The organism is Thioalkalivibrio thiocyanodenitrificans ARhD 1 (assembly GCF_000378965.1).
Lineage (GTDB): Bacteria > Pseudomonadota > Gammaproteobacteria > Ectothiorhodospirales > Ectothiorhodospiraceae > Thioalkalivibrio_A > Thioalkalivibrio_A thiocyanodenitrificans.
This window is the reverse complement of the sequence record NZ_KB900538.1, coordinates 7,203-32,031: the sequence shown is the minus strand read 5'-3', so window position 1 is coordinate 32,031 and position 24,829 is coordinate 7,203. Positions and strand designations below refer to the sequence as shown.

Annotated in this window: 22 protein-coding genes and 1 tRNA gene; 14 read left to right on the top strand and 9 right to left on the bottom strand. The window is 60.2% G+C overall.

Annotation, left to right across the window (positions count from 1 at the left end; all coding sequences use genetic code 11):
• The first annotated feature begins 231 nt into the window (after positions 1–231).
• Genes istA through THITHI_RS0118115 form a run of 3 tightly spaced genes read left to right on the top strand, consistent with a single transcriptional unit; the run spans position 232 to position 2,456 of the window.
• Positions 232–1,260: an IS21 family transposase gene (gene istA / locus THITHI_RS0118125; protein WP_026186481.1), complete on the top strand. Its 1,029-nt coding sequence runs from the start codon at positions 232–234 to the stop codon at positions 1,258–1,260.
• Complete coding sequence (gene istB, locus THITHI_RS0118120) at positions 1,257–2,039, top strand: IS21-like element helper ATPase IstB (protein WP_018234466.1); 783 nt, start codon at positions 1,257–1,259, stop codon at positions 2,037–2,039. The genes istA and istB overlap by 4 nt, the downstream gene beginning before the upstream one ends.
• 39 nt (positions 2,040–2,078) lie before the next feature.
• A complete protein-coding gene (locus THITHI_RS0118115; RefSeq protein WP_156820713.1) occupies positions 2,079–2,456 on the top strand; it encodes a hypothetical protein in 378 nt (125 codons plus the stop codon).
• A 379-nt stretch (positions 2,457–2,835) separates the two neighbouring features.
• Here THITHI_RS0118115 and THITHI_RS0118110 read toward each other — a convergent pair whose 3' ends face one another.
• Positions 2,836–3,249 (bottom strand): hypothetical protein, encoded by a 414-nt coding sequence (locus THITHI_RS0118110; RefSeq protein WP_156820712.1) that lies wholly within the window; start codon positions 3,247–3,249, stop codon positions 2,836–2,838.
• 903 nt (positions 3,250–4,152) lie between these two features.
• Here THITHI_RS0118110 and THITHI_RS0118105 point away from each other — a divergent pair.
• Positions 4,153–4,548, top strand: coding sequence for an antitoxin Xre-like helix-turn-helix domain-containing protein (locus THITHI_RS0118105; protein ID WP_018234463.1), 396 nt, complete (start codon positions 4,153–4,155; stop codon positions 4,546–4,548).
• Between the two features lie 839 nt (positions 4,549–5,387).
• On the opposite strand, the gene THITHI_RS0118100 is transcribed toward THITHI_RS0118105, so the two are convergent.
• Positions 5,388–6,493 (bottom strand): IS3 family transposase gene (locus tag THITHI_RS0118100; protein WP_156820551.1). Its coding sequence is split into 2 segments (ribosomal slippage): positions 5,388–6,235 and positions 6,235–6,493, totalling 1,107 coding nucleotides; the frame shifts between segments, so codons are not numbered across the junction.
• A gap of 479 nt (positions 6,494–6,972) precedes the next feature.
• Here THITHI_RS0118100 and THITHI_RS0118090 point away from each other — a divergent pair.
• Positions 6,973–10,458 (top strand): class I SAM-dependent DNA methyltransferase, encoded by a 3,486-nt coding sequence (locus THITHI_RS0118090; RefSeq protein WP_018234462.1) that lies wholly within the window; start codon positions 6,973–6,975, stop codon positions 10,456–10,458.
• A gap of 215 nt (positions 10,459–10,673) precedes the next feature.
• On the opposite strand, the gene THITHI_RS21225 is transcribed toward THITHI_RS0118090, so the two are convergent.
• Positions 10,674–11,216, bottom strand: a complete 543-nt coding sequence (locus tag THITHI_RS21225) for a DUF2971 domain-containing protein (RefSeq protein ID WP_198005665.1) — start codon at positions 11,214–11,216, stop codon at positions 10,674–10,676.
• 42 nt (positions 11,217–11,258) lie between these two features.
• On the opposite strand from THITHI_RS21225, the gene THITHI_RS0118080 reads away from it, so the two are divergent.
• Positions 11,259–12,364 (top strand): IS3 family transposase gene (locus THITHI_RS0118080; protein ID WP_156820551.1). Its coding sequence is split into 2 segments (ribosomal slippage): positions 11,259–11,517 and positions 11,517–12,364, totalling 1,107 coding nucleotides; the frame shifts between segments, so codons are not numbered across the junction.
• A 546-nt stretch (positions 12,365–12,910) separates the two neighbouring features.
• Here THITHI_RS0118080 and THITHI_RS20720 read toward each other — a convergent pair.
• Both THITHI_RS20720 and THITHI_RS0118070 read right to left on the bottom strand, forming a co-directional pair.
• Complete coding sequence (locus tag THITHI_RS20720; protein ID WP_156820711.1) at positions 12,911–13,189, bottom strand: hypothetical protein; 279 nt, start codon at positions 13,187–13,189, stop codon at positions 12,911–12,913.
• 108 nt (positions 13,190–13,297) lie between these two features.
• Positions 13,298–14,275, bottom strand: coding sequence for a TIGR02391 family protein (locus tag THITHI_RS0118070; protein WP_018234460.1), 978 nt, complete (start codon positions 14,273–14,275; stop codon positions 13,298–13,300).
• Positions 14,276–15,570: 1,295 nt separating this feature from the next.
• Between THITHI_RS0118070 and THITHI_RS0118065 the strand changes: the two genes are divergently transcribed.
• Together THITHI_RS0118065 and THITHI_RS0118060 are read left to right on the top strand one after the other, a co-directional pair.
• Positions 15,571–16,482, top strand: a complete 912-nt coding sequence (locus tag THITHI_RS0118065) for a hypothetical protein (RefSeq protein WP_156820710.1) — start codon at positions 15,571–15,573, stop codon at positions 16,480–16,482.
• Positions 16,483–16,678: 196 nt separating this feature from the next.
• Positions 16,679–17,305 carry a DNA-binding protein gene (locus THITHI_RS0118060; protein WP_018234458.1) on the top strand — a complete coding sequence of 209 codons (627 nt, stop codon included), beginning with the start codon at positions 16,679–16,681 and terminating at the stop codon, positions 17,303–17,305.
• Positions 17,306–17,416: 111 nt separating this feature from the next.
• On the opposite strand, the gene THITHI_RS0118055 is transcribed toward THITHI_RS0118060, so the two are convergent.
• The 3 genes from THITHI_RS0118055 to ispB all read right to left on the bottom strand — a co-directional run bounded on the left by THITHI_RS0118055 (position 17,417) and on the right by ispB (position 19,732).
• On the bottom strand, positions 17,417–18,433 hold the full coding sequence (locus tag THITHI_RS0118055) for a site-specific integrase (RefSeq protein ID WP_018234457.1): 1,017 nt from the start codon (positions 18,431–18,433) through the stop codon (positions 17,417–17,419).
• Between the two features lie 158 nt (positions 18,434–18,591).
• A tRNA-Pro gene (locus tag THITHI_RS0118050) sits at positions 18,592–18,668 on the bottom strand.
• A 95-nt stretch (positions 18,669–18,763) separates the two neighbouring features.
• Positions 18,764–19,732 carry an octaprenyl diphosphate synthase gene (gene ispB, locus THITHI_RS0118045; protein ID WP_018232930.1) on the bottom strand — a complete coding sequence of 323 codons (969 nt, stop codon included), beginning with the start codon at positions 19,730–19,732 and terminating at the stop codon, positions 18,764–18,766.
• Positions 19,733–19,986: 254 nt separating this feature from the next.
• Here ispB and rplU point away from each other — a divergent pair, with 254 nt between their 5' ends.
• The 4 genes from rplU to proB all read left to right on the top strand — a co-directional run bounded on the left by rplU (position 19,987) and on the right by proB (position 22,840).
• Positions 19,987–20,298 carry a 50S ribosomal protein L21 gene (gene rplU / locus THITHI_RS0118040; RefSeq protein WP_018232929.1) on the top strand — a complete coding sequence of 104 codons (312 nt, stop codon included), beginning with the start codon at positions 19,987–19,989 and terminating at the stop codon, positions 20,296–20,298.
• Between the two features lie 20 nt (positions 20,299–20,318).
• Positions 20,319–20,576 (top strand): 50S ribosomal protein L27, encoded by a 258-nt coding sequence (gene rpmA, locus THITHI_RS0118035; RefSeq protein WP_018232928.1) that lies wholly within the window; start codon positions 20,319–20,321, stop codon positions 20,574–20,576.
• A gap of 130 nt (positions 20,577–20,706) precedes the next feature.
• Complete coding sequence (gene cgtA / locus THITHI_RS0118030) at positions 20,707–21,741, top strand: Obg family GTPase CgtA (protein WP_018232927.1); 1,035 nt, start codon at positions 20,707–20,709, stop codon at positions 21,739–21,741.
• Entirely contained in the window at positions 21,713–22,840 is a 1,128-nt protein-coding gene (gene proB / locus THITHI_RS0118025; RefSeq protein WP_018232926.1) for a glutamate 5-kinase, read from the top strand. Before cgtA ends, proB begins: the two co-directional genes overlap by 29 nt.
• Positions 22,841–23,015: 175 nt before the next feature.
• Here the strand turns inward: proB and rpsT are convergent, their stop codons facing one another.
• A complete protein-coding gene (rpsT, locus tag THITHI_RS0118020; RefSeq protein WP_018232925.1) occupies positions 23,016–23,276 on the bottom strand; it encodes a 30S ribosomal protein S20 in 261 nt (86 codons plus the stop codon).
• A 257-nt stretch (positions 23,277–23,533) separates the two neighbouring features.
• Here rpsT and THITHI_RS0118015 point away from each other — a divergent pair, with 257 nt between their 5' ends.
• Together THITHI_RS0118015 and murJ are read left to right on the top strand one after the other, a co-directional pair.
• A complete protein-coding gene (locus THITHI_RS0118015) occupies positions 23,534–24,067 on the top strand; it encodes a DsrE family protein (protein WP_018232924.1) in 534 nt (177 codons plus the stop codon).
• Positions 24,068–24,258: 191 nt separating this feature from the next.
• Positions 24,259–24,829, top strand: a 571-nt coding sequence (gene murJ, locus THITHI_RS19580; protein WP_332252232.1) for a murein biosynthesis integral membrane protein MurJ, incomplete at its 3' end; no start/stop codon positions are given.

Genomic DNA, 24,829 nt, shown 5'->3' with positions numbered 1-24,829 from the left:
AAAAAAATTCTCTATGCCGGGAATGCGCTTGAACGCCCTTCCGCCTGTGCCAGGCGGAAGAGACAACAGGGGCCAGGAAACATCCGCAGATTTAGATGGTTGAGTGGTTCTCTTGCAGTCCGCCCAATCACGCTGTCACCAGCATGAGGAACTGACCCACGCCTGAAACTGAAGTTGAACCCAAGCCACCCTTCATTAACCTCGACCCCCAGAATTCGCAGGGGGACCGAGATGATCAAGAAGGAAGGGTGTATGGAGATCAAGATTTTGCATCGTCAAGGGGCGGGGATCCGGGAGATCGCCCGGCACACGGGCCTGTCGCGCAACACGGTACGCAAGTACCTGAGGTCGGATGGCGAGCCCCGCTACGCGGCGCGTCCCCCACGGTGCGGCAAGTTGGCGCCCTACGAGGGTTACATCCGGGAACGCCTGGAAGCGGCCAGGCCGCATTGGATCCCGGCCACGGTGATCGAGCGCGAGATCAGGGCGCTGGGCTATCAGGGCAGTATCCGCCTGTTGCGCTACTTCATGGCCGAGTTACGACCAACACCCCGGCCCGACCCGGTGGTGCGTTTCGAGACCGAGCCGGGGCAGCAGATGCAGGTCGACTGGGGTGTGTTCCGCCGCGGCAGGCACCCGCTGTCGGCCTTCGTGGCGACCCTGGGCTGGAGCCGCTACAGCTATGTGGAGTTTGTCACCAACGAGCGCTTCGAGACACTCAAGCACTGCCATGAGAGCGCCTTTGCCTACTTCCAGGGGATACCCCGGGAGGTGCTTTATGACAACATGCGCACGGTGGTGCAACAACGCCATGCCTACGGGCGCGATCAGCACCGCTTCCATCCCGCGCTGTGGGATTTCGCCAGGCACACGGGCTTCACGCCGCGCTTGTGCCGTCCCTACCGGGCCAAGACCAAGGGCAAGGTCGAGCGCTTCATCGGCTATCTGCGCCACAGCTTCTTTGTCCCGCTGTGCACGCGGCTCAGCCAGGGCGGGCTGGTGCTGGATGTGGAGACGGCCAACCTGGAGGTGCGCACGTGGCTGCGCGACGTGGCCAATGCGCGTACGCACGCCACGACCGAGGCGGTTCCAGCCCAGCGCTGGGCCGAGGAGCGCGAGGCGCTGCTGCCCTTGGCGTTGCCCGAGAACGTGACCCCGCTGGCCCGGCCCCGGGCGCCCACGCCGCAACGCTTTGCCCCCGAGATGCTGCAACATCCGCTCGCCGTCTACGATGCCCTGTTGCAGGAGGGCCAGTCATGAGCCTGCAAGTCGAGCGTCTCCTGGCGGTCTGCGACACCTTGGGGCTGGCCGGAATCGCCAGCCAGTACGACACCCTGGCGCAGGCGGCGGCGAAGACCGAGTCCAGCTACACGGACTACCTGGAGCAGTGCCTGAAGGCGGAACTTGAGGTGCGCCAACAGCGCAGCCGCAGCGTGCTGGTCAAGATGGCGGGCTTTCCGGCCATCAAGCTACTCGACGAGTATGACTTTCGCTTTGCCGTCGGGGCTCCGAAAAAGCAGATCCAGGCGCTGAGCTCGATGGCCTTCGTGGAGCGCAAGGAAAACATCGTGCTGCTCGGCCCCAGCGGGGTCGGCAAGACCCACTTGGCGATTGCCTTGGGCTACCTGGCCACCCAGGCGGGACTGAAGACGCGCTTCATCACGGCGGCCGATCTGCTGTTGCAGCTCGATACCGCCCAGCGCCAGGGACGACTCAAGCAGGTCCTGCGCCGCAGTGTCAACGGGCCCAGCCTGCTGATCATCGACGAAATCGGCTATCTGCCCATGAATCGGGATCAGGCCAATCTGTTCTTCCAGGTGATCACCCAGCGCTACGAGAAGGGATCCATCATCCTGACCTCCAATCTCTCCTTCGGGCAGTGGGATGAGACCTTCGCGGGCAACACGGCACTGACCGCCGCCATGCTGGATCGCATACTGCATCACTCCCATGTGATCCAGATCAAAGGCGACAGCTACAGGCTGCGGGAGAAACACAAGGCGGGGATCATGAAGCCCCCAGCCAGCGACAACAACTAGCCGGGTGGGTCAATTTTACTTTGCAGAAATACCGTTAAAGTGGGTCAGTTTTCAGTTGCCGTTGACACAATATCGGACTCGATCGCGGTCAAAGGTATGTTTTGTGCCTTCAAGCTAGGCCTCATCGAGGCGAAGGTTCGGGTGTACGCCGACATGTCATTGATGAACAACGACCGAGGGCTAGAAAACGTATTGCTTATCGCCGGCTTTGCCGCCATCAAGGACGGTCAGATCAGGAGTGAAGCGGAAGCTGATGCATATAGTGCGTATTGCCTAGAGGCCCTAAATGACAGTTCGCTCGAGTGGTTCAGGAAATGTGGCATGTTCTGGGGCGCCACGACTGGTGCTCGTGCTGGTGAAGTCTGGGGGGAGTTCGAAGATAGGGTTATAGCGGCCATGGCCAAGGAACGGCGCTGATCCCCGCGTCGATTCACAGTCGCCAGTTAGATTGGTGACCGCGCGATCGGAGTATAACCCGAACAGGAGAAGCAGAGCCCCATTCGGGGCTGCGGCCCTAAGAGCTCACTTACTCGGGTGCTTCCTGACTGGAGGGAATCCCGATTGATCGTCGAGTGTGCAGGGTCACTGACGACGAGTGTGTCGACCCCCCTGAATCGATCTACGGGTCTTGCCCCGATTTCGCCTGATGCGTGGGTTCAGTGGTGCTACCCCATTTAAGACCATGGGTTCTTACAAGTGGTTGCCCGAACACACAAACCTCTCCACCAATGGGTAACGACCAAGCTCAGCCGATGCAAAACCGCCCAGTGGTTGAGCGGTCGGCGGGAGCACCATCTCATGCGCTGCTTTGGATATAGACACTTTTACCTATTATGGCACCGATAACAATTGCAGCGACCTGAACAGCAAACAGGGCAAACTCGCCCAACCCGCCGCCATTATGTGGCGTGAGCGTCAGGGATAGTAGACTGATTACGACGGCAAGCGTTACAACAACAGAGATAAAGCTTGTAGCTATCGTTGTGGCATCAACTGTCTTGAAAACCCTGGGCGTTATATAAGTGGCCAAAAATCCACCGAACCCAGGCCCGAGAATCCACATAAGTATAATATTTAGGAGGTGGATCAGGCCAATGCCTTCCCTGGCGTGTGAGGCCACATACATTACGCCATAAAGCAATGCGGCCAGCACAATCCACCCTATCAGCATAAATACACCTGCAACTATGACCGCTAATGCTGTTCTCAAAGTCTAGTCACCGTCTATCGCGGACCCTATCGCTATGAGTATCATTGCACCTATGCCGCCACCATACACAAGCAAAACGGGGAACCAATTGGAATTGGCTATCGCCTCATACCATGGGGCAAAAGCCAAAGTCACCGGGGCAAGGAGAAATGCAATAGCACCACCTATGAATCCCAATTGATCGACGACTATGCCGAGAGATATAAAGAATCCCCATAGCCCTGCCACGGAGCCGACAATAAACCCCGGAACCTTAAAGATTAACCCCATGTTGCCCCCCTTTTACGCATAACGAGACTGTCGAATTTCTGGATTGAGAAGCATCGGCCGGTTTACTTTCGGATTCACCATGAGTGAAACGGAAACTCCGTTCGGGACGCGGTCCTCCACTCGGATGGCACGCCAGGGGCTGTCATGTGCATCCGGCTCCTTCCTAAAGACCCGTTGACCACCTGATCCGACCAGCCTCCTGCACGCACTACCACTTCATCTCTCCGTAATGCGCCAGCTTCTCGATATTATGCACCAAGACTTAGAACCTCCATTGATCCTGACCTTGGCCCTGCCCCGTAGCATAAGGCGATTCAGCCTTTCGTGATACGGCCGGGTACCAAACGATGGATCCACCGTCCCCACGGGCCTGCCGTAGAGCATCCACGCCCACGATCTGTCGATCTTCGCGGCCATGCGCCGCACGGTTGAGTCGGTCTCCCGCGTTAGCGCCCAAGTGGCGACCAGTTGCGGCAGGCTCGTCTGCCTGCATTTGGACTGAGACTAGACTCGTCACCGGTCTCAATGAGCTAGTTTAGTGATTTTCCGACATCCCGGCCTGATTAGGGCGGCACCGGGATCTCCGGTAGATCGCTAGTCGCCAGGCGAATAGAATAGGCTTAGCGGGGGATTATGGCCATGCGTAGCACAATCTCAGAGGACAGCGGATATTCGACCGAAGCGCGCGCGCAGGCCCTGACGAAGGCGGTCATCCGGTCTGCGGATCTGCTTGGCCTCAAGCGTGCCCAGCTCTCGGCGACGATCGGGTTAAGCCTGGCGACCTTGAGCCGCATGTATGCAGGTCAGTATCACCTCAACCCTAAGCACAAGTCCTGGGAGCTGGCGGTGCTGCTAGTTCGGCTTTACCGCGGCCTCGATGCCCTCATGGCTGGAGACGAGCACGCGCTCCAAGCGTGGATGCGAAACCTCAACGCGGATCTGCACGAGGCACCCATCAATCTGATCGGCCGCGTGGCGGATCTCGCCCAGTTGGTAGCTTGTGTAGACGCACAGCGCGCTCGCGTCTGAGACCCGACCGGCGGCCGGAGAGGCCTCGCGGGGTGAGAGCGTCGGCTGAATGGCCTTGTGGGGAATACGTGGCCGTCACGAACTAATCAGAGATGCATTGGGCGTCCTGATTCATCCCCTTTCGCAATATCTCTGCTCGTTGTCGACAGATTGCTACCGCTTCCGGTGAGCCAAATACCACTATGCGCATGTGAGGCGCTGCTATATATGGGAACGCGTGAGGGACATTATTGAAAATATCCCTATATCCACCTGGAAGGCCACGATTACAACCCTGGTGTTCCACAACACAATCTGCACAGTTTGTCCGAAGGCCCCTGACAAAGTTCCGATTTAAATCTTGACAAAACGACAGATCGCGATCCGCTTTTTGAAACACAATAAATGAGACATTTGACGAAGTATCGGTATATTGAACAGTCGCAACGTAATCCGAAGCGTATAATGCTCCAGGCACCAAGAACCAAGTCGCCATTACAAATACCCAACTCCTATACATCTATGCTCTCCTCTCTATCACTTCCGGCTTCCGAATGATTCCGGTGATGCAGCTATATAAAGCCCTACGCCTAGCCCTAAAAGCATGATAACTCCGGATGTGATAGCGGCAAACGGCCTAAATATTGACCCCGGTTCAGTCAAGTACAACGATCCAAACCCCAATACGGACCCAATCGCCAATGCTACAGCTATTATGCTAAGCCCCAACCCCATTTTGCCCATCAGTTCCTCCCAAAGTACCTTTCAACCGCAATGCGAACGGCGTAAGAGAGCAATTGTCGATATTATTAGTCGTTATTGCTCTCTCGACGTCCCCCCATGTTGAGTAGCGCTGGCATTTAGAGTCCGGTTGCCACGGTAGCCGATGCCACGGCCAGTTTTCTTGCATAAGCAGCGGGCGTGAGCCCGCCCAGTCCTTTCTTCGGGCGCTCCTCGTTGTACTCGCGCCGCCAGCCCTCGATGATCTGCTGCGCATGAGCCAGGCTTACAAACCAGTGTTCGTTCAAACATTCATCCCGCAAGCGCCCATTGAACGATTCGATGTACGCGTTCTGGTTCGGCTTTCCAGGCTCAATCAGCCGCAACGCCACCCCTTGGGTATGCGCCCACGTCAGCATGGCTCGGCCGCAAAACTCCTTCCCATTGTCCGTACGCATCACCTGCGGCAGATCGCGCGTCAGAGCCACCCGATCGAGAATCCGCGTCAGCAACTGGCCCCCGATAGCCCGCTCCGCAACCACTGCCACCGACTCATGGGTGGCGTCATCCACAATCGTCAGACACTTGATCACCCGACCATCGGCACTGCGGTCGAACACGAAGTCCATGGACCAGACCTGGTTCGCAGCCCTGGGACGCACCAGCGGCTGGCGCTCTCCCGCCGCCACCTTCTTGCGCTTGCGCCGGCGAAGCTGGAGCCGTGCCTCGCCATAGAGACGCTCGACACGCTTGTGGTTGACCACCAAACCCTCCTGGCGCAGCTTCAGATAGATCATCCCCGCCCCGTAACGCCGGTGGCGATGCGCAAGCGACACGATCCTCTGGCGCAGCTCCACATTGCGGTCCGGGGCCGCTCGGTAGCGCATACTGCTCGCGCTCATGGCCACGCAGCGAAGCGCATGGCGCTCCGTGAGGCCCCGAGCACACATCCAGCGCACCACCTCCCGCCGCGACGGTGCGCCTACCACTTTTTTCGCAGCACCTCACGGGTCACCTCCTGCTCCAGGAGTGCCTCCGCCAACAGCTTCTTGAGCCGCGCATTCTCCTGCTCCAGCGCCTTCAGCCGCCTGGCCTCAGAGACATCCAGCCCCCCGAACTTGCTGCGCCAGAGGTAGAAACTCGCCTCCGAGAACCCGTGCCGCCGGCACAGCTCCTTGACCGCCAGACCCGCCTCCGCCTCACGCAGAAACCCAATGATCTGCTCCTCCGAAAACCGCTTCTTCATGCCCAACCTCCTTCCGATCAGGGGATTGGACTCCAAATCTGCGTGCTACTCAAATACGGGAGGACGTCGCTCTGACTCGGATTGTCCCACAGATGCATCGAACCCTATCGCCCCAGGATTGTTGATCACCTCTCTGAACCACCCCGGGTATCGGGGAGGCTCCAACTCTTGAGAGAATGGAGCCTCCGCGATACCCGGGGTGGTTCAAGGCCAACACCTTTGTTAACGGCACTTTGCACGCCAAGGAGTACCCATCTAACTCAATATCAATCAATTACTGTGGTTAGACCTCGTTACAAGGGAGATCGAGGGATGACATTAACCCCCATGTGCCAGGTGTTGCACATCACGGTTGAATGCAAGGCGCAAAACTTAGACTTATCTCTACCATATCAATGAGATGCCTTGGCCGGACCCGCTGGCGAACGTCACACACAATCCTGCTACAATCGCCCAAGAACGACAGACAGGAAACCCGAATGGCCCTCGCAGGGACCCCCGAACATCCGGCCATCACTGAGGACACCCTCAACGACTTCATTGCCCGCTGGGAGGCTAATACCGGAGGGGAGAGGGCCACATTTCAGCTCTTTCTCACCGAGCTGTGCGCCCTGCTCGACCTGCCCCAGCCAGATCCCTCCAGTGCCAGCACCGACAAAGGCACTTACGTCTTTGAACACAAGGTAGACCTGCGCCACGCCGATGGCAGTCGCAGCTCCGGCTTTATCGATCTCTACAAGCGCGGCTGCTTCGTACTGGAGGCCAAGAAGACCAACAAGGACATGGCCAGCAAGGGCTGGGACAAAGCCATGCTGGCCGCCCACAGCCAGGCGGATCGGTACGTCCGCGCCCTGCCAAACAAGGAAGGCCGCCCGCCGTTTATCGTCGTCACCGATGTGGGCCGCTCTCTCGAACTCTACGCCGAGTTCTCCCGCTCCGGGGGCAGTTACGTACCCTATCCCGATCCGGGGCACCACCGCATCCACCTACACGATCTGCGCAAGCCCGCCATCCAGCAACGCCTGCGCCTGCTCTGGCTCGACCCTGATCGACTCGACCCCAGCAAACACGCCGCCCGCGTCACCCGCGACCTCAGCCGCACTCTGGCCGATCTAGCCCGCTCCCTGGAACAGAACGGCTACCAGGTCGAGCGTGTTGCCCACTTTCTCAAGCGCTGCCTGTTTACCATGTTCAGCGAAGACGTGGATCTCATCGCCAAGGGCCGGTTCACCGCCATGCTCGAACGGCTCAAGGAGACCCCGCAACACTTCCCCGACGCGATCAAATCCCTCTGGGAAACCATGAACACCGGCGGCTACAGCGGCCTGCTCAACAGTCAGATCCAATGCTTCAACGGCGGCCTGTTCCTAAACATCAATCCCATCCCACTCAATGCCGAACAGATCCAGCTCCTCATCAACGCCGCCAAGCACGACTGGAGCCAGGTCGAGCCCGCCATCTTCGGTACCCTGCTTGAACGCGCCCTCGACCCGCGCGAACGCCACAAACTCGGCGCCCACTACACCCCGCGCGCTTACGTCGAACGGCTGGTCATGCCCACCCTCATCGACCCTCTGCGCGAACAGTGGAACAACGTCCAGGTCGCCGCCGCCGCGCACCTGCAACAAAACAAGCCCGACAAGGCCCTCAAAGAGCTGCGCGATTTCCACCACCAACTCTGCCATACCCGCGTGCTCGACCCCGCCTGCGGCAGCGGCAACTTCCTCTACGTTGCCCTGGAACACATGAAACGCCTCGAAGGCGAGGTGCAGAATCTCATCAGCGATCTGAGCGGCGGACAGATGGCCATGGAAGCCGGCGGCCTCACCGTCGATCCACATCAATTTCTCGGCCTCGAACTCAACCCCCGCGCCGCCGCCATCGCCGAGATCGTCCTCTGGATCGGCTACCTGCAATGGCACTTCCGCATCCATGGCGGACTGGAACTGCCCGACCCCATCCTGCGCGACTTCAAGAACATCGAGAACCGCGACGCCCTCATAGAGTACGACGGCCGCGAAGAGATGCTCGATGACAACGGCAACCCTGTCACCCTCTGGGACGGCATCAGCTACAAACCCAGCCCCATCACCAGCGAATTGATCCCGGATGAGGCCCAGCGCATTCCCGTCTACCGCTACCACAATCCTAGCAAGGCCGAATGGCCTGAGGCGGAATACATCGTTGGGAATCCGCCATTCATCGGCGCCGCCACCATGCGCCGCGCCCTCGGCGACGGCTACGTCGATGCCGTGCGCAATGTCTATTCCGGCGAAGTCCCTGACTCCGCCGACTTCGTCATGTACTGGTGGAACATCGCCGCTCACAAGGTCCGCCACGGCCAGGCCCAACGCTTTGGCTTCATCACTACCAACAGCCTGCGCCAAACCTTCAACCGCCGCATACTCGAACCCCATCTGAACGACAGCAAGAAGCCCCTGTCACTGCTCTTCGCTATCCCTGACCACCCCTGGGTAGAGGCTAACGACGGCGCCGCCGTGCGTATTGCCATGACCGTTGGCTCAGCGGGTGATCAGCCCGGGGTACTGCGCCACGTCACCAGCGAAAGCAGCGACGACGAAGATGCCCGCTCGGTGCAGCTGGGCAAGCGCCGTGGCAAATTGTTTGCGGATTTGTCGGTGGGGGCGAATGTGGCGGGGGCTGGCGCCTTATTGTCGAACAGCGAGATCAGCTCCCCCGGCGTAAAACTGCATGGTTCCGGCTTCATCGTTAGCCCGGAAGAGGCCACGCAGCTCGGACTGGGAAAACAAGCAGAGCTATCAAGCGTAATCCGAGCATATCGCAATGGGCGAGATCTCACTCAGAGCCCACGTGGTGTGATGGTCATTGACCTGTTCGGTCACACTCTCGATGGAGTAAAAGCCCAGTTTCCTGCCGTATACCAGTGGGTACTTGAGCGGGTAAAGCCTGAGCGAGACCAGAACAAACGTTCAACATATCGTGACAACTGGTGGATATTTGGTGAAGCTCGCAGGGAGTGGCGTCAGATGTCACGTGGCCTTAACAAGTATATTGCCACGGTGGAAACCACCAGACATCGAGTCTTCCAGTTCCTCGATGCCGACATACTTCCAGACAACATGCTGGTTAATATCGCTAGTGATGATGCCGCTGTACACGGTGTTCTCTCCACTCGAATCCATGTGGCATGGGCTCTGGCAACTGGTGGACGTCTGGGAATGGGTAATGATGCCCGCTACAACAAAACACGCTGCTTCGAAACCTTCCCCTTCCCGGAACTCACCGAATCCCGGGCCAACGCCATCGGCGACCTGGCCGAAAAGATCGACACCCACCGCAAACAGGTACAGGTCGACCACCCTGATCTCACCCTCACCGGAATCTACAACGTACTGGAAAAGATCCGTGCAGAGGAACCCCTGAGCGCCAAAGAAAAGACCATCCACCAACAGGGCGTCGTCTCCCTGCTGCGCGAACTGCACGACGACCTCGACCAAGCTGTGTTCGACGCCTACAGCTGGAGCGATCTTGCCGACCAATTGGTCGGCAAACCCGGCGCCACCACCCCGCTGCCCAACAAACCCGCCGAGCAGGCTGAAGCCGAGGAAACCCTCCTCATCCGCCTCGTCGAGCTAAACGCCCAGCGCGCCGCCGAAGAAGCTCAAGGCCACATCCGCTGGCTCCGCCACGAATACCAGGCCCCCAAGACCCAGGCCACCCCCAGCCCGCAAAGCGCCAGGCTCGACATTGAAGAGCAAGTCAGCCAACCCACCGCCCCCAGCAGCGGCAAACAAACCTGGCCCAAAACCATGCCCGAACAGGTACAAACCATCCGCGCCCTGCTCGGCAATGGCCCGCAAACTCTCGACGCCCTCGCCAATCACTTCAAACGCAAGCCCACTAAAGCGGTGGAACAGGTTCTAGAGGCGCTGGCAGTCCTCGGCCAAGCGAAGCAACAGGAAGGGCTGTGGAACGTCGTATAGTGAAGACCTACAGGGTCTTCACCGTTCCACGTAGCACTGCAACCGGAAAGCCCAACTCAAAATGCCACTGCCACTCAACACGGGAGGACTACCCCATGATCCGGATTGCCAACCGGATCATGAGTGTCTCTGTTTTCCGGTGATCTTCATGCGCAGCTAACGTACAGGCCGCCCCCGAGCTTCCATGAGTCCGCGTGAAACGACTGGTTGTATATTTATCTGTAGGACGCCCTTGATCTTAAGATGGCTATATTCTTAAATCCATTATCATTCAATAGCAACTCGATTAAAGACTCTTCACAAATATTCTTGGGGCCAAGCACGATTTCTCCTATTGGGTATTGTTGCGAAGAGGCAAGAGGAAGTTCGAAATGTGTAATTATCTTATTATTAGTTACTCTGTAACCGATCTCCGAGCACGCTGACTGTAGTTCCAGGTTTCCATCAGCGTCGCCTAACACCAAAGGAGTATGAATAATTCTCCACTCAGACTCTTCTTGAAAAGCTGGATTCTTGAAAATTGGAGCGAATTTCTTAAAATTATATACACAACTTATAAGAGCATTTTCTTTATCCATTTTACCAGCTTTATATCTCTTATATGTTTCAGGGAACACATTTTTAGTTAATTCTTCTTGAGATTCATGGCCATATATTACCGGGACGAATCCAAGAGTTTGGTCCAAATTTATATTGGGAAATGGAGGCCGAAACTTTATATTAAATGACTTCGACGTCCTCCCGTATTTGAGTAGCACGCAGATTTGGAGTCCAATCCCCTGATCGGAAGGAGGTTGGGCATGAAGAAGCGGTTTTCGGAGGAGCAGATCATTGGGTTTCTGCGTGAGGCGGAGGCGGGTCTGGCGGTCAAGGAGCTGTGCCGGCGGCACGGGTTCTCGGAGGCGAGTTTCTACCTCTGGCGCAGCAAGTTCGGGGGGCTGGATGTCTCTGAGGCCAGGCGGCTGAAGGCGCTGGAGCAGGAGAATGCGCGGCTCAAGAAGCTGTTGGCGGAGGCACTCCTGGAGCAGGAGGTGACCCGTGAGGTGCTGCGAAAAAAGTGGTAGGCGCACCGTCGCGGCGGGAGGTGGTGCGCTGGATGTGTGCTCGGGGCCTCACGGAGCGCCATGCGCTTCGCTGCGTGGCCATGAGCGCGAGCAGTATGCGCTACCGAGCGGCCCCGGACCGCAATGTGGAGCTGCGCCAGAGGATCGTGTCGCTTGCGCATCGCCACCGGCGTTACGGGGCGGGGATGATCTATCTGAAGCTGCGCCAGGAGGGTTTGGTGGTCAACCACAAGCGTGTCGAGCGTCTCTATGGCGAGGCACGGCTCCAGCTTCGCCGGCGCAAGCGCAAGAAGGTGGCGGCGGGAGAGCGCCAGCCGCTGGTGCGTCCCAGGGCTGCGAACCAGGTCTGGTCCATGGACTTCGTGTTCGACCGCAGTGCCGATGGTCGGGTGATCAAGTGTCTGACGATTGTGGATGACGCCACCCATGAGTCGGTGGCAGTGGTTGCGGAGCGGGCTATCGGGGGCCAGTTGCTGACGCGGATTCTCGATCGGGTGGCTCTGACGCGCGATCTGCCGCAGGTGATGCGTACGGACAATGGGAAGGAGTTTTGCGGCCGAGCCATGCTGACGTGGGCGCATACCCAAGGGGTGGCGTTGCGGCTGATTGAGCCTGGAAAGCCGAACCAGAACGCGTACATCGAATCGTTCAATGGGCGCTTGCGGGATGAATGTTTGAACGAACACTGGTTTGTAAGCCTGGCTCATGCGCAGCAGATCATCGAGGGCTGGCGGCGCGAGTACAACGAGGAGCGCCCGAAGAAAGGACTGGGCGGGCTCACGCCCGCTGCTTATGCAAGAAAACTGGCCGTGGCATCGGCTACCGTGGCAACCGGACTCTAAATGCCAGCGCTACTCAACATGGGGGGACGTCGACTTAGGCTTAAAGCCAATCGCAACTCCAGTTGCATCATTCGAATAAGCTCTCCACTGGCTCAAAGAATCACCATCTTTGGAAAAGCATGACACGTATGGCGTGAATTTATAGCCATTATACAATTCAATAAATCCGTCTACGAACTTTTCAGTTTCGTTAGTTTTGAAGTCTGATATTGCTTGGTTAATATAATTGTTTATCCATGTATTTTCTCTAGAGTCGTTTAGTATAAAAGAGTTCGATAGCCTAATTCGTTTGCTTTGAATAATTGCTAAAAACGACTCCATGGTACAGTAATGATATAGTAATAAAGGTAGATCCTCTTCAGGAATCGAAGGTTCCTCGGCGGGGCTATCGCTGCCGACTTTAACTATAAATCTCATTTCATCATCTCAGTATCATATATGTACAATGTCCGCGCTCCGCCGTGGTCCTGGAGCCGCGAAGAGGCAGAAGGGATGCCGATTGGAGCGCATTGTTGGGCGGCTTTCGCATCTGATCCACGAAAATGGTCAGGCACCTTCGAAACTCCTTTCAACGCCAACTTGCCCGCATTGACCATCAAGATCCGGCCCGGCGTCTTCATCGCTATCCTCCCAGGATAGCCTTGCAAGTAACAGTTCATCTTCACTTAACATGACTTCATACCCACGCCCGGGACGCGCCGCGCGCCATTGTTCAAGTGCCTGCCGGGCATCGGTGCTGGCACGGTTCCTACTCAGGAACCCGGAAATATCTTTGCTCCTAATGAAGCTGTACGTTGCCGTCTGCATCGTTAATCTTGCGCTCATAGTCATTATCCCCTTCTATCGGCCAACGTCGGACACGGGCGGTGAGCAGTAGGCGGGCGAAGCCCGCCGATAGGACATCCGTGTCGATCGACTTTTCGGCGGGCACCTTTATGGCGCTCCTAAGGGTGACACCTCGGCCTGGGACAAGAGGTACAGCAGGTAGTCCACCGTCCCGAGGAGTTGCACCATTCGCTCTCTGGTGTAGCTCTCGACGACGCGATGCATGACATCGTTTCGCACTAGGCCTGAATACCCTCGGAAGAACAAGTGCGCCGCTTCTTGGACGTGTTTTTCCGGGCTGAATCGAATCAGCACTGGATCACGAGCCATTGTGATTCCCAGAAGCTCGGCTCCGGAGGCGTTGCCCGCGTGCCTTGACATCTCACGCACCCTGTCCTCCAAGACCACGCTCATCTCTCGAATAACGGAGTCATACTGGTCATTTCCTCCTACTTCGTCGATTGCGCGAAGCAAAGGAAGACAACGCTTCCTCAGCACTTCGTCGACTACTACGACCTCCGACACAACCGTTGATGGCGGTAGTGCTTGCAAGAGTCTTGGAGGTGGCGGCAGATCGCCTGCGGGTACCTGCGCTTCAGTCAGTTCAAACAGGACATCGGCTGGCTTCAGTCCACTGAGTTTGCCCATCTCGGCCATACCTCGAAGCTGTTCGATCCGCGTGTCAAAGCTTCGAAGGACACTCCTCGGAACGACCCTGTTTTTAGCTAGGAGGACTGACCTCTGCTTCGCTACGTCAAAAGCACGATACAGAACTCCGGCCTTGAGGTACCTCAGAGACCCATAACTCACGCCCGTTACGGCAATAGTTCCATGACGCGAGTCAGTCGTCGCATCAAGCCTTTCCGTGCCCCAGTCCACCATACTGCGCAGATGGTCTACCTCTTCTTCGAAGGGGGACGCAGTTAACCCGAGTTTCTCCACAGCCTGTCGGTGTTTCTCAAGTTCTTGCAGCAGTGCTTCAAGGCCCCGATGAAACTCAAGGTACGTCTCCGCGAAGAACCAGGGGGTGCCCGCGCTTTCGTCATCCGGGTGCTGTTCAACGCGATCCCAAGGATTCTCTGTCATCAAGGCACTAGCTCCCAGTTCGTGCTAGCGCCAAGCGCAGCCGAGGAAAGCCGCACCGCAGCTTGAAGGCGGCTGGAGCGACGGGGTAGAACCCCACCCGGGGTAGGTCGATCCACACGGTGCAGGAACTCCCAGGCCACAGCGACGTGACTACGCGCCGGATATACACCCATGCGCTCAACCGGGGCGGGCTCGCCGCGCGAGGCCTGCTCGATACACACTGATAAGGATGTGATGGGCAGCACCATAGATGACCACACTCCTTGGCCGTCTTTTCGACCCAACTTTAATGGCTTGATACGGACGAGGCAAACACGACACATCGGCCTCGTCTCCCCGCGGTTTATGCTACCCATCCCGCACCGTTCAAGCCTATCGTCCGCCGGCTGTTGCCTCCGTCAGCATGAGGACCGGGGCAAGTGTCCTCAGAAGAAAAGACGACCACCCGATGGCGCGTGAAGCGACCGGGGACACACAGGGGGATGGCATTGAGCGGACCCTAATCTGCTTCATTTGGAGGCGCAATCAACGCATGACTACCCTACGCAGCAGGGCGTACCAGCCCACAACCATAGCTGCTACTCCGGCCAAAGCCTCAGGCGGCATATCGGTAATGATTCGCGCCGGGGGAGCCGCTCGATAGGACATCGAGCGGGGGCGATGCGCGTTCAGCGCAAGCCCCCTGGAGGCGCGTTCGGCCCCTAGCCGAACCGCCGGAAGGCGGGGGGAGCCGCAAGCCTGAGCGGGCGTCCAGCCCGCGGCCGCACCCCAGTGCGGCAGGCTTGTGGGGGGCGTAGCCCCGCCCGCCCCGCGGCTGCGGCGTCCAGCCGGAGCCCTGCGGGAAACCCCTGAATCCGTGAACATCCGCTAGGGGGCCCCGGACGCGCGTCAGCGCGTCTGGGGGCGGATGTGTTCGCCCAGCAAACACAAGTGCCGCAGGCATGCAGTGTGCGCTGATGGCGACACGAGGTTCAGGGGTTTCCCGCAGGGCGAAGCTGTCGCCGCAGGCGATAGCGCAGACCGGAGGGGCGGGCCTATAGACGACCGACAGACTGGGCGTTCAGCCCAGGCAGGCCGCGGGCTTGGCGTCCAGCCAAGCGGAAAGCGGCCGGTGTCGGTGCCGCCGCAGGCGGCTCATAAGCCTTCATTCACCGTAGACGACCCCGACACCTCCCCCTCATATACACCCCTCGCATACGGTAGATCGTGCGGTGCATGGGACGTTGCTGAGCTCGCCATCATGCAAGCCAATTCCAATTTTCGCTAGACCTCCTAACCGCAACAGGAGGCATTCCATGCTCGACAAGCTATTTCGCACCAACCTCGTTCGCCACGAGGAGCCAAACAGCAACGCCGACACACTCGCATCGCCACCCGCTGACGCATCACTTCTGGCACCCCTGGGAACATCTACCCACGCATCACAGCACACACCTGATATGAAGTCTGGTCAGGTGATCGCATGTGAGAACGAAGTCAACATACTGCACGCACTGCACAAGTTCGGTTGGCTCACATCCAGGCAGCTCGGTGAATGGGTGTGGCCGGGCGGAACTCAACAGGCGCAAATGGCGCGGCGGACTCTGCATCGCCTTAAGCGGCTCTCCCAGGTGCTTGTCTTTACGCTCCCCAATGGGGTCCCTGGGTACGCCCTTAGCAGCGCCGGGGCCGCGCGCCTTGGGGAGCATGGTATCAATGCACGCAGCGGAAAAGACCTGCGCATGGGCAGGTGGATACATCGTGCTCTGTGTAACTGGCATTCAATCACGGTTCGAAATGTATACGGGCCTGACGTCTACTCCGAACATGAACTGTATACGAGGAGGTGTCCGGTCGGTCTTTGGTGCGGCAAGATCGCCGACAGCATTCAGGTGCGCACGACGGGTTTCACCTGGATCGAAGCAGAGCACAGCCGACGCCGCCACAGCGACATGCGAAAGCTGATGCACCTCCTTGTACACGGACCCCTGAACCCAATCTACGCCCACAATCTCAAGCTGATGAGCATCGAGCTCGTCACTACAGATGCACGGCTTACAGATCGCATTGCCACCGTCATGATGAAAGAGTTTGACAGCCTTCAACTCACAGATCAGCAGCGACACTTGATTCGGACACACGTATACGTTTCCGTCCTTACCATGACACCAGGACTGATCGTCGAAGACTACCCAGTGTGGCGGGATCTGTTACTTGGCTACGATTAACGGGGCGATTCTCCGCGCTCAAGGAACCTATCCCAGCCATGTGCATAAGGCCGCTATATTCGCCGTCCATCGGGTTCCGGCAACCGTTTATCCTGCCACAGCCAGAAACTCTCACAGGCGTGCGGGCCCCGGTACCTACACCCACCGCACCGACCACCTGGTCGGTCTTCTCATCAACCAAGCGTGTGGGGGATTTATGGCAAGAAACGGCATTGGGTACGACGACGTGAAGACGGCCGTCGAGTCACTATTTGAGCGCGGCGAAGACATCACCATCGGCGCAGTGCGCCGAGAGCTTGGCGACACGGGTTCCCTCAGCACCATCCAGAGACATCTCAACAGTTGGAGATCGGAGAATAGATCCGAGAGGGAGATGGCTCAGAAGGTGCCAGAGACGTTGGAGAACGCGTTCCGGCGCTGTCTGAACGATCTCTGGGAAACGTCACAGCAGATTGCCGGCTCGGGTATAGATGAGATCCGGAAAGCCACCCAGCTAGCGTCTGAGGAGCTCCAGAGGGACCTCACTGAGATGTGCGAGACTCACGACCACCTGAATGCCGAGGTAGCCCGGCTCCTCGCCGAGAACGATGCGCTCGGGAAGGAACGCGACCATGCCATCCAGAAAGCAAGCACCCTCGCGGCTGAGAAGGCAGAACTTGCAAACCGGTTTGAGGACGTGGTCGGCAGACTGGAAGGGCGTCTATGCGATCTCGCCCGGGTCGTGGAGGCACTGTCCTCGGCCCGCGAAGCGACAACCCCGGCAGCTGCAACCAAGGTCCGCCCTGCAACAAAGCGCGGGCGACCCAAGAAGGCCAACGCGTGAGGCGTAGATTACGTAATACGTAATACGTAATACGCCACGCACAAGCGTCGAGCGGGAGGCCTTCAGGATGCATGAAAGGACCGGATCCCGCCCGGCGCTTGGCTGGTGTTCCTACCCAAGCTTGTGGGCAAGATCGTTTGGGCTCAGGTGCGTATATCGCATCAGCATGCTCAGATCCCGATGGCCCGTGATGGATGCCACTTCCATGATCTGCAACCTCTTTTCGAAGTAACGACTGGTCGCTTCGTGACGAAGGTCGTGGAACCGCAGGTCTTCCAAGCCGGCAACCCGGGTGACCCGCCGCCAGGCGCACTTGATCGCGTTCGCGGTGAGCGGAAAAACGCACCCGTCCTCACTACGAGGCAGGTCACGGAGAATCGCAACAGCTTTGGTTGACAAAGGGATCGCCCTCCCACGGCCATTCTTGCTGGTGATGAGGCGGATGACGCGTCGCTCAAGGTCTACGTGCTGCCACTGGATGGCAAGGAGTTCCGACCGCCGCATCGCAGTTTCGATGGCCAACAGGACCAGGGGCAGGATCCACGGATTACGTGTGCCCGTGACGTAACGCCCCTGGGCGTCCCGCTCCTGATCGGCGGTGATAGCGGCGATCAGGCGTTGTTCCTCGCCGGGTCGCAAGCGACGATCTCGGTGAGGGTTGTTCCGGGGCCGCGTCACACCAAACAAGGGGTTATCCGGCATGGGGATGCCGCAGTCGGCACGAGCGTAGCGCAGAGCGCGGCTCAAGAGGGCCAGATCACGGTTTACGGTACTGCCACACACGGTCTCCAAGCGACGCTCGATGAACCGCCTCACCTCCTTGGAAGTCAGGTTTGCAAGGGAGAATTGCGAGATGCGGTCGCTGAGAAGTACCCGGATGCGCGAGAACTCCGACTCGCAGCCCTTTTTCATCGGGGCGACATCCTTTCGGTAGCCCTCAAGGACCTCGGCCAGCGTGATGCTGCGAGCCGTCGGGTCTTGGAACATGCCCCTATCCATGTCCCCTTCCTGTTTGCGCGTCCAGGCGCGGGCCTCCTTGGCGCTGTCAAAGCTGGCGGACAGGCTCGGAAAGCCCTTCCGGCGGATTCTTACCTGGTAGTACTTCCCCCGTTTCGTGATCGTTGCCATGAATTACCTCGTCGTCGTCGTTGGCGGCGAGGCGTATAGCGATAAATCGATTTTCACTGTCCCCAAATTGTCCCAATTGGCCGGATAGCGTCCGGAATGGGCAACAAAAAAGGGCTCAGCGATCACGCTAAGCCCTTGATTGATCTCGGAAATTTAATTGGTCGGAGTGAAAGGATTCGAACCTTCGACCCCTGCCTCCCGAAGGCAGTGCTCTACCAGGCTGAGCTACACTCCGAAGAATTGCGCAAGATACAAGATCCGGGCGGCAGGATACAAGAGAAATGAGAGCGCCGGGCCCCGGTCGGTGGCGGCCCTGGTGCAGGATCCGGGCTAGAAGCCGCGGTCGACCGAGAACCGCGCCAGCGCCTCCAGGGCCGCCCGTTCCGGCGTTTCGGGCAGCACCGAGAGGCATGCCTCGGCCCGGGAGGCCTCGGAGGCGGCCACGGAGCGCGTGTACTCCAGGGAGCCGGTGGCATGAATGATCGCGAGCACCCGTTCCGCGTAGTTCCGGCCCCCCTTTTCGATGGCCTCGCGCACCAGTCCCGCCTGGTCCGGGTCGCCCACCCGCATGGCGTGGATCAGGGGGAGGGTGGGTTTGCCCTCGGCCAGGTCATCGCCCATGTTCTTGCCCATCTCCTGGGAGGAGGCGCCGTAGTCGAGCACGTCATCGATGAGCTGGAAGGCGGTGCCCAGGTGCATGCCGTAATCGGCCATGGTGCGTTCCACCGGGTCCGGCTGTCCGCCCAGCACCGAGCCGATGCGCGCGGCCGCCTCGAACAGCTTCGCGGTCTTGGAGCGGATCACCTCCATGTAGCGGTCCTCGGTGGTGTCCGCGTCGTGGCAGTTGAGCAGCTGCAGCACCTCGCCCTCGGCGATGGTGTTGGTGGTGCGGGCGAGGATCTCCATGATCCGCATGGAGCCGATCTCCACCATCATCTCGAAGGCGCGGGAGTAGAGGAAATCGCCGACCAGGACACTGGCCTCGTTGCCGAACAGGGCGTTGGCGGTCTCGCGGCCCCGGCGCAGTTCGGAGGCGTCCACCACGTCATCGTGCAGCAGCGTGGCGGTATGGATGAACTCGATGATGGCCGCCAGGTCCACGTGGCGGAGGTCCGTGCTGCCGCAGGCCCGGGCCGAGAGCAGCACCAGCAGCGGGCGCAGCCGTTTGCCGCCGCTGTTGATGATGTACCCGCCGAGCTGGTTGATGAGCACCACGGAGGACTGCAAACGCTCCCGGATGCGGTCATTGACCGCATTCATGTCATCGGCGACGAGCTCGCGTATCTGGTCGAGATCCATGGGGCGGCACGGGGGCGGCTGGGAACTGCGCATGCTAGTGCACCGTGTCATGCTTGTCGAGCCGGGGGCAGTGCCCCGGATGCGCCGCCGCGGGGCACGCCCTCGTGGCAGCGGCGACCTGCCTGACGCTGCAGTGAGAGGCGGCGTTCCGGACGCCGGGGTGCCCGGCTCCGCGGGGTTTGACCTGTGCCCGGGCGCCCGGTATCATTCCGCTCCTTTGGATTGGCCAGACCCTTTTCGGGAGACACATCAAGATGTACGCGGTCATTGCAACCGGTGGCAAACAGTATCGGGTCGCCCAGGGCGACGTGCTTCGCATCGAGAAGCTCGAGGCGGAAGCGGGCGCCACCGTGGAATTCGACGACGTCCTGCTGGTCGGCAGCGGCGACGACGTGAAGGTGGGCACCCCCCGGGTCGAGGGCGGCAAGGTGACCGCCACGGTCAAGACCCATGGCCGCGGCGAGAAGATCAGCATCATCAAGTTCCGCCGCCGCAAGCACCACCGCAAGCAGATGGGACACCGTCAGGATTACACCGAGGTGGAGATCACCGGTATCTCCGCCTGAAGTCGACGAGGTAACAGGAAATGGCACACAAAAAGGCAGGCGGCAGCACCCGTAACGGCCGCGACTCGGAATCCAAACGACTGGGCGTGAAGCGCTTCGGCGGTCAGAGCGTGCTGGCCGGCAACATCCTGGTGCGTCAGCGCGGCACGCGCTTCCACCCCGGCCCCAACGTGGGCTGCGGCAAGGACCATACCCTGTTTGCCACGACCGACGGTACCGTGGTCTTCGAGACCAAGGGTCCCAAGAACAGGAAATACGTGAGTGTGGTGCAGGCCTGAGGTCAGGCAGCCCTTAAGGAACTCACGTGAAGCCCCGACCTGTCGGGGCTTTTTCATTGCACAGAGACAAGAGACAAGTAACCCCCCCTCTTGTATCTTGGCTCCTGTACCTTGTCTCTAGCGCCTTCCTATGAAATTCGTCGACGAAGCAACCATCAGGGTCAAGGCCGGTGACGGCGGCAACGGCTGCGTGAGCTTCCGTCGCGAGAAATACATTCCCTTCGGTGGCCCGGACGGGGGCGACGGCGGCGACGGGGGCAGCGTGTACCTGGTGGCCACCCACGACCTGAATACCCTGGCCGACTTCCGCTTCCAGCGCCACTACGAGGCCATGCGCGGGGAGAACGGCTCGGGGCGCAACATGACCGGACGCTCCGGCGAGGACCTCGAGGTCCCGGTGCCCGTGGGCACCCTGGCCTACGACGCGGAGACCGATGAACTCATCGGCGATCTGGTGGAGGACGGCCAGCGGCTGCTGGTGGCCCAGGGTGGTTTCCACGGGCTTGGCAACACCCGCTACAAGAGTTCCACCAACCGCGCGCCGCGCCAGTCCAAGCCGGGCACGCCGGGGGAACTCCGCCAGTTACGCCTGGAACTGAAGCTGCTGGCGGACGTGGGCCTGCTGGGCCTGCCCAACGCGGGCAAGTCCACCCTGATCACCCGGGTCTCCGGTGCCCGCCCCAAGATCGCCGACTACCCCTTCACCACTCTGCACCCGGGGCTGGGGGTGGTTCGCGTGGGCCCGCTGCAGAGCTTCGTCATGGCGGACATCCCCGGCCTCATCGAAGGCGCGGCGGAAGGGGCCGGGCTCGGTATACGGTTCCTCAAGCACCTGGCCCGCACCCGGCTTCTGTTGCACCTGGTGGACGTGGCTCCCGCCGATCCTGCGGAGGATCCGGCCCGGGCGGCGGAAACCATCGCAGGCGAACTGGAGCGCTTCAGCCCTGAGCTGGCGCAGCGCCCCCGCTGGCTGGTGCTCAACAAGATGGACCTGATTGCGCCGCAGGAGCGGGAATCCTTCGCCCGGGAACTGGTCGCGCGCCTCGGCTGGGAGGGTCCGGTCTTCTCCATCTCGGCGGCCACCGGCGAAGGCTGCCCGGCCCTGACGCAGGCTATCATGCAGTATCTGGAATCCCATGAAACAGACACGGACACAACTGGGTAAGGCCCGCCGGTGGGTCATCAAGATCGGCAGCGCGCTGCTCACCAACGAGGGGCGCGGCCTGGATCATGATTCGCTTGCGGCCTGGGCGGAACAGATCGCGCGCCTGCGCGGCACCGGACGCGAGGTGGTGCTGGTCTCCTCCGGCGCCGTGGCCGAAGGCATGCGCCGCCTGGGCTGGACTGTCCGCCCCCATGCCCTGCATGAACTGCAGGCTGCCGCGGCCGTGGGACAGATGGGGCTGGTGCAGGCCTACGAGAGCATATTTCAGCGGCATGGACTTCGGGCCGCGCAGGTACTGCTCACCCACGACGACCTCTCCGACCGCCGCCGCTACCTCAACGCCCGCAGCACTCTGCGCACCCTGCTCGGCCTGGGCGTGATCCCGGTGGTCAACGAAAACGACACCGTGGCCACCGACGAGATCCGGTTCGGTGACAACGACACCCTGGCGGCGCTGGTGGGCAATCTCACCGAGGCCCAGGTGCTGGTGATTCTCACCGACCAGCAGGGCCTGTTCGACCGGGATCCCCGGACCCATCAGGACGCGACGCTGATCTCCGAAGGCATGGCCGCAGACCCGGAGCTGCTCAAGCTGGCCGCCCCCGGTTTCGGGCATCTGGGCCGGGGCGGCATGACCACCAAGCTTCAGGCGGCGGCCCGCGCCGCGCGGTCCGGCACCTACACCCTGATCGCCTCCGGGCGGGAGCCCCGGGTGCTGGAACGCATTGCCGACGGCGAACCGCTGGGCACCCTTCTGTGCCCGGACCGCGAGCCCATCGCCGCCCGCAAGCAGTGGATTGCCGGGCAGATGGTGTCCAAGGGGGAACTGCTGCTGGACGCGGGGGCCGCCCGCGTGGTGCGCGAATCCGGGCGCAGCCTCCTGCCGGTGGGTGTGACCCATGTGAAGGGCACCTTTACGCGGGGTGACGTGGTGACCTGTCTGGACCCCGACGGCCGCCCCGTGGCCCGGGGGCTGGTCAACTACAGCGCCGAAGAGTCCCGGCGCATCATGCGCCACCGGGCCGACGAGATCGAGGGAATCCTTGGGTATGTGGATGAACCCGAACTGATACACCGGGACAATCTGGTCCTGCTCTAAGGCAGTGGCAAGTCTCAAGTCTCAAGTGGCGAGGACTTCCTTTCCGGCCCTCCCCCGCAAGCGGGGGAGGGCCGGAAAGTAGGGTGTTTTCCCTTGCCACTCGCTACTGCCCTTTTCTGCAGGCAACAAAAAAGCCCGGCTTGACCGGGCTTTTTTGTTGCCTGCAGAAAAGGGCTTAAAGCGCCTTGACGCGCGCATTCAGCCGGCTCTTGTGGCGGGCGGCCTTGTTAGGGTGGATCAGGCCCTTGGTGGCGGTGCCGTCGATCACGGGGACGGCGTCCTTCAGGGCGGCCTGGGCGGCCTCCTTGTCGCCGGTCTGCACGGCCTTGAGCACCTTCTTCACGGAGGTGCGGAAACGGGAGCGCAGCGCCACGTTGTGCTGGCGGTTCTTCTCTGCCTGGCGGGCGCGCTTGCGGGCGGATGCAATGTTTGCCAAGGTAATGCTCCTGAAAAATCCTGGATGCAACGAACGCTAAAGGGCGAGGATCTTGCCTGATCGGCACGTTCCTGTCAATGCCGGTATGGGCCTGCCGGCGCCGACGGACCGCCCGCTTAACGCCTCGGGGAAGGAACCCTGCAATCCCCCCCCGGGTCTGAGAATTTAGGTGGCCATACAATAGCAGAACAAACCCACACGATGTCCATGAGGATTCCCTCGACCCGGACGTCTGAAAACCGCCCAGGAGATTCGCCATGAACATATCCCGAGTATCCCGCTGCACGCAGGCTCGCCACCGCGCGCCCTGGCTGGCATTGACGGCTTTCATCGCACTGGCGCTGGCCATGGGATTCTCCATGCCCCAGGCTCGCGCGGACGCCGAGGCGAAGGTGGTCTATCACGCGGACTATGCCGATCCACGCCGATTCAGCGCCATGCTCACCAGCATCAACAACATGGTGACCCATTACCAGAACAACTTCATCGACTATGACGTGCGCATCGTGTTCGTCTCGCACGGCATCCGTTTCATCACCGACAACCCCCTGGAAGGCACTCCGTTTGCCGAAGACGAGGCTCTGGCCGAGGAACGCGACAACCTGCGCGGGCGGCTGGTGAGCCTGGTGAACATGCACGGCGTAAGACTGGAGCTGTGCGACATCACCCGGGCCGCGATCCAGCTGGCTAATGAGGAGCTCTACGACGCCGTGGACCTGGTCCCCTCCGGCGTGGTGCGCATTGCGCAGCTTCAGAACGAGGAAGGCTTTGCGTATCTGAAAATCGAATGAGCGCAAGGCGATAGGGGAGAGGGGATAGGCGCGAACCCCTCACCCCTCACCCCTTACCCCTCACCCTTCAAAGAGGTGGCCACCGGCACGTAAAAGCCAGTAAAGTCAGGGTCTTCCTTGCCACTCGTAACCAGCCACGTGCCACTGCCTTGAAGAGCCGGCTTCTGCAATCCACCGCCGTGGTCGGCGGCATGACGCTCATCTCGCGCCTGTTCGGCTTTCTGCGGGACATGGTGCTGGCCATAAGTTTCGGGGCGACCGGGTCGACCGACGCCTTCTTCGTTGCCTTCCGCATCCCCAACTTTCTGCGCCGGCTGTTCGCGGAAGGGGCCTTTTCCCAGGCCTTCGTGCCGGTATTTGCCGAATACAGGGAGCAGCGCGGGCGCGAGGCCCTGACGGACCTGCTGGACCATACCGCCGGCGCGCTCACGCTGACGCTCTTCATTGTCACGGCCGTCGGCATGCTGGCCGCGCCGCTGCTGATCATGGTCTTCGCGCCGGGTTTCGTGGGCGAGGAGAACGGCCGCCAGGTGCTGGCCGCCGACATGCTGCGCGTGACCTTCCCCTACCTGCTGTTCATCTCGCTGACCGCCATGGCGGGCGGGATCCTGAACAGTGTCGGGCGCTTCGCTGTGCCCGCCTTCACGCCGGTGTTCCTGAACCTCTCGCTGATCGGCGCCGCCCTGTGGGGGGCGCCGCTTTTCGAGGAGCCCGTCAAGGCGCTGGCCTGGGGCGTGTTCATCGGCGGGGGGGGCCAGCCGC

Bases quoted from the DNA above. Each gene is read 5' to 3' on its own strand.
- istA (WP_026186481.1), top strand. From the start codon at position 232: ATGATCAAGAAGGAAGGGTGTATGGAGATCAAGATTTTGCATCGTCAA.
- istB (WP_018234466.1), top strand. From the start codon at position 1,257: ATGAGCCTGCAAGTCGAGCGTCTCCTGGCGGTCTGCGACACCTTGGGG.
- THITHI_RS0118105 (WP_018234463.1), top strand. From the start codon at position 4,153: ATGGCCATGCGTAGCACAATCTCAGAGGACAGCGGATATTCGACCGAA.
- THITHI_RS0118090 (WP_018234462.1), top strand. From the start codon at position 6,973: ATGGCCCTCGCAGGGACCCCCGAACATCCGGCCATCACTGAGGACACC.
- THITHI_RS20720 (WP_156820711.1), bottom strand. From the start codon at position 13,189: ATGAGCGCAAGATTAACGATGCAGACGGCAACGTACAGCTTCATTAGG.
- THITHI_RS0118070 (WP_018234460.1), bottom strand. From the start codon at position 14,275: ATGACAGAGAATCCTTGGGATCGCGTTGAACAGCACCCGGATGACGAA.
- THITHI_RS0118065 (WP_156820710.1), top strand. From the start codon at position 15,571: ATGCTCGACAAGCTATTTCGCACCAACCTCGTTCGCCACGAGGAGCCA.
- THITHI_RS0118060 (WP_018234458.1), top strand. From the start codon at position 16,679: ATGGCAAGAAACGGCATTGGGTACGACGACGTGAAGACGGCCGTCGAG.
- THITHI_RS0118055 (WP_018234457.1), bottom strand. From the start codon at position 18,433: ATGGCAACGATCACGAAACGGGGGAAGTACTACCAGGTAAGAATCCGC.
- ispB (WP_018232930.1), bottom strand. From the start codon at position 19,732: ATGGATCTCGACCAGATACGCGAGCTCGTCGCCGATGACATGAATGCG.
- rplU (WP_018232929.1), top strand. From the start codon at position 19,987: ATGTACGCGGTCATTGCAACCGGTGGCAAACAGTATCGGGTCGCCCAG.
- rpmA (WP_018232928.1), top strand. From the start codon at position 20,319: ATGGCACACAAAAAGGCAGGCGGCAGCACCCGTAACGGCCGCGACTCG.
- cgtA (WP_018232927.1), top strand. From the start codon at position 20,707: ATGAAATTCGTCGACGAAGCAACCATCAGGGTCAAGGCCGGTGACGGC.
- proB (WP_018232926.1), top strand. From the start codon at position 21,713: ATGAAACAGACACGGACACAACTGGGTAAGGCCCGCCGGTGGGTCATC.
- THITHI_RS0118015 (WP_018232924.1), top strand. From the start codon at position 23,534: ATGAACATATCCCGAGTATCCCGCTGCACGCAGGCTCGCCACCGCGCG.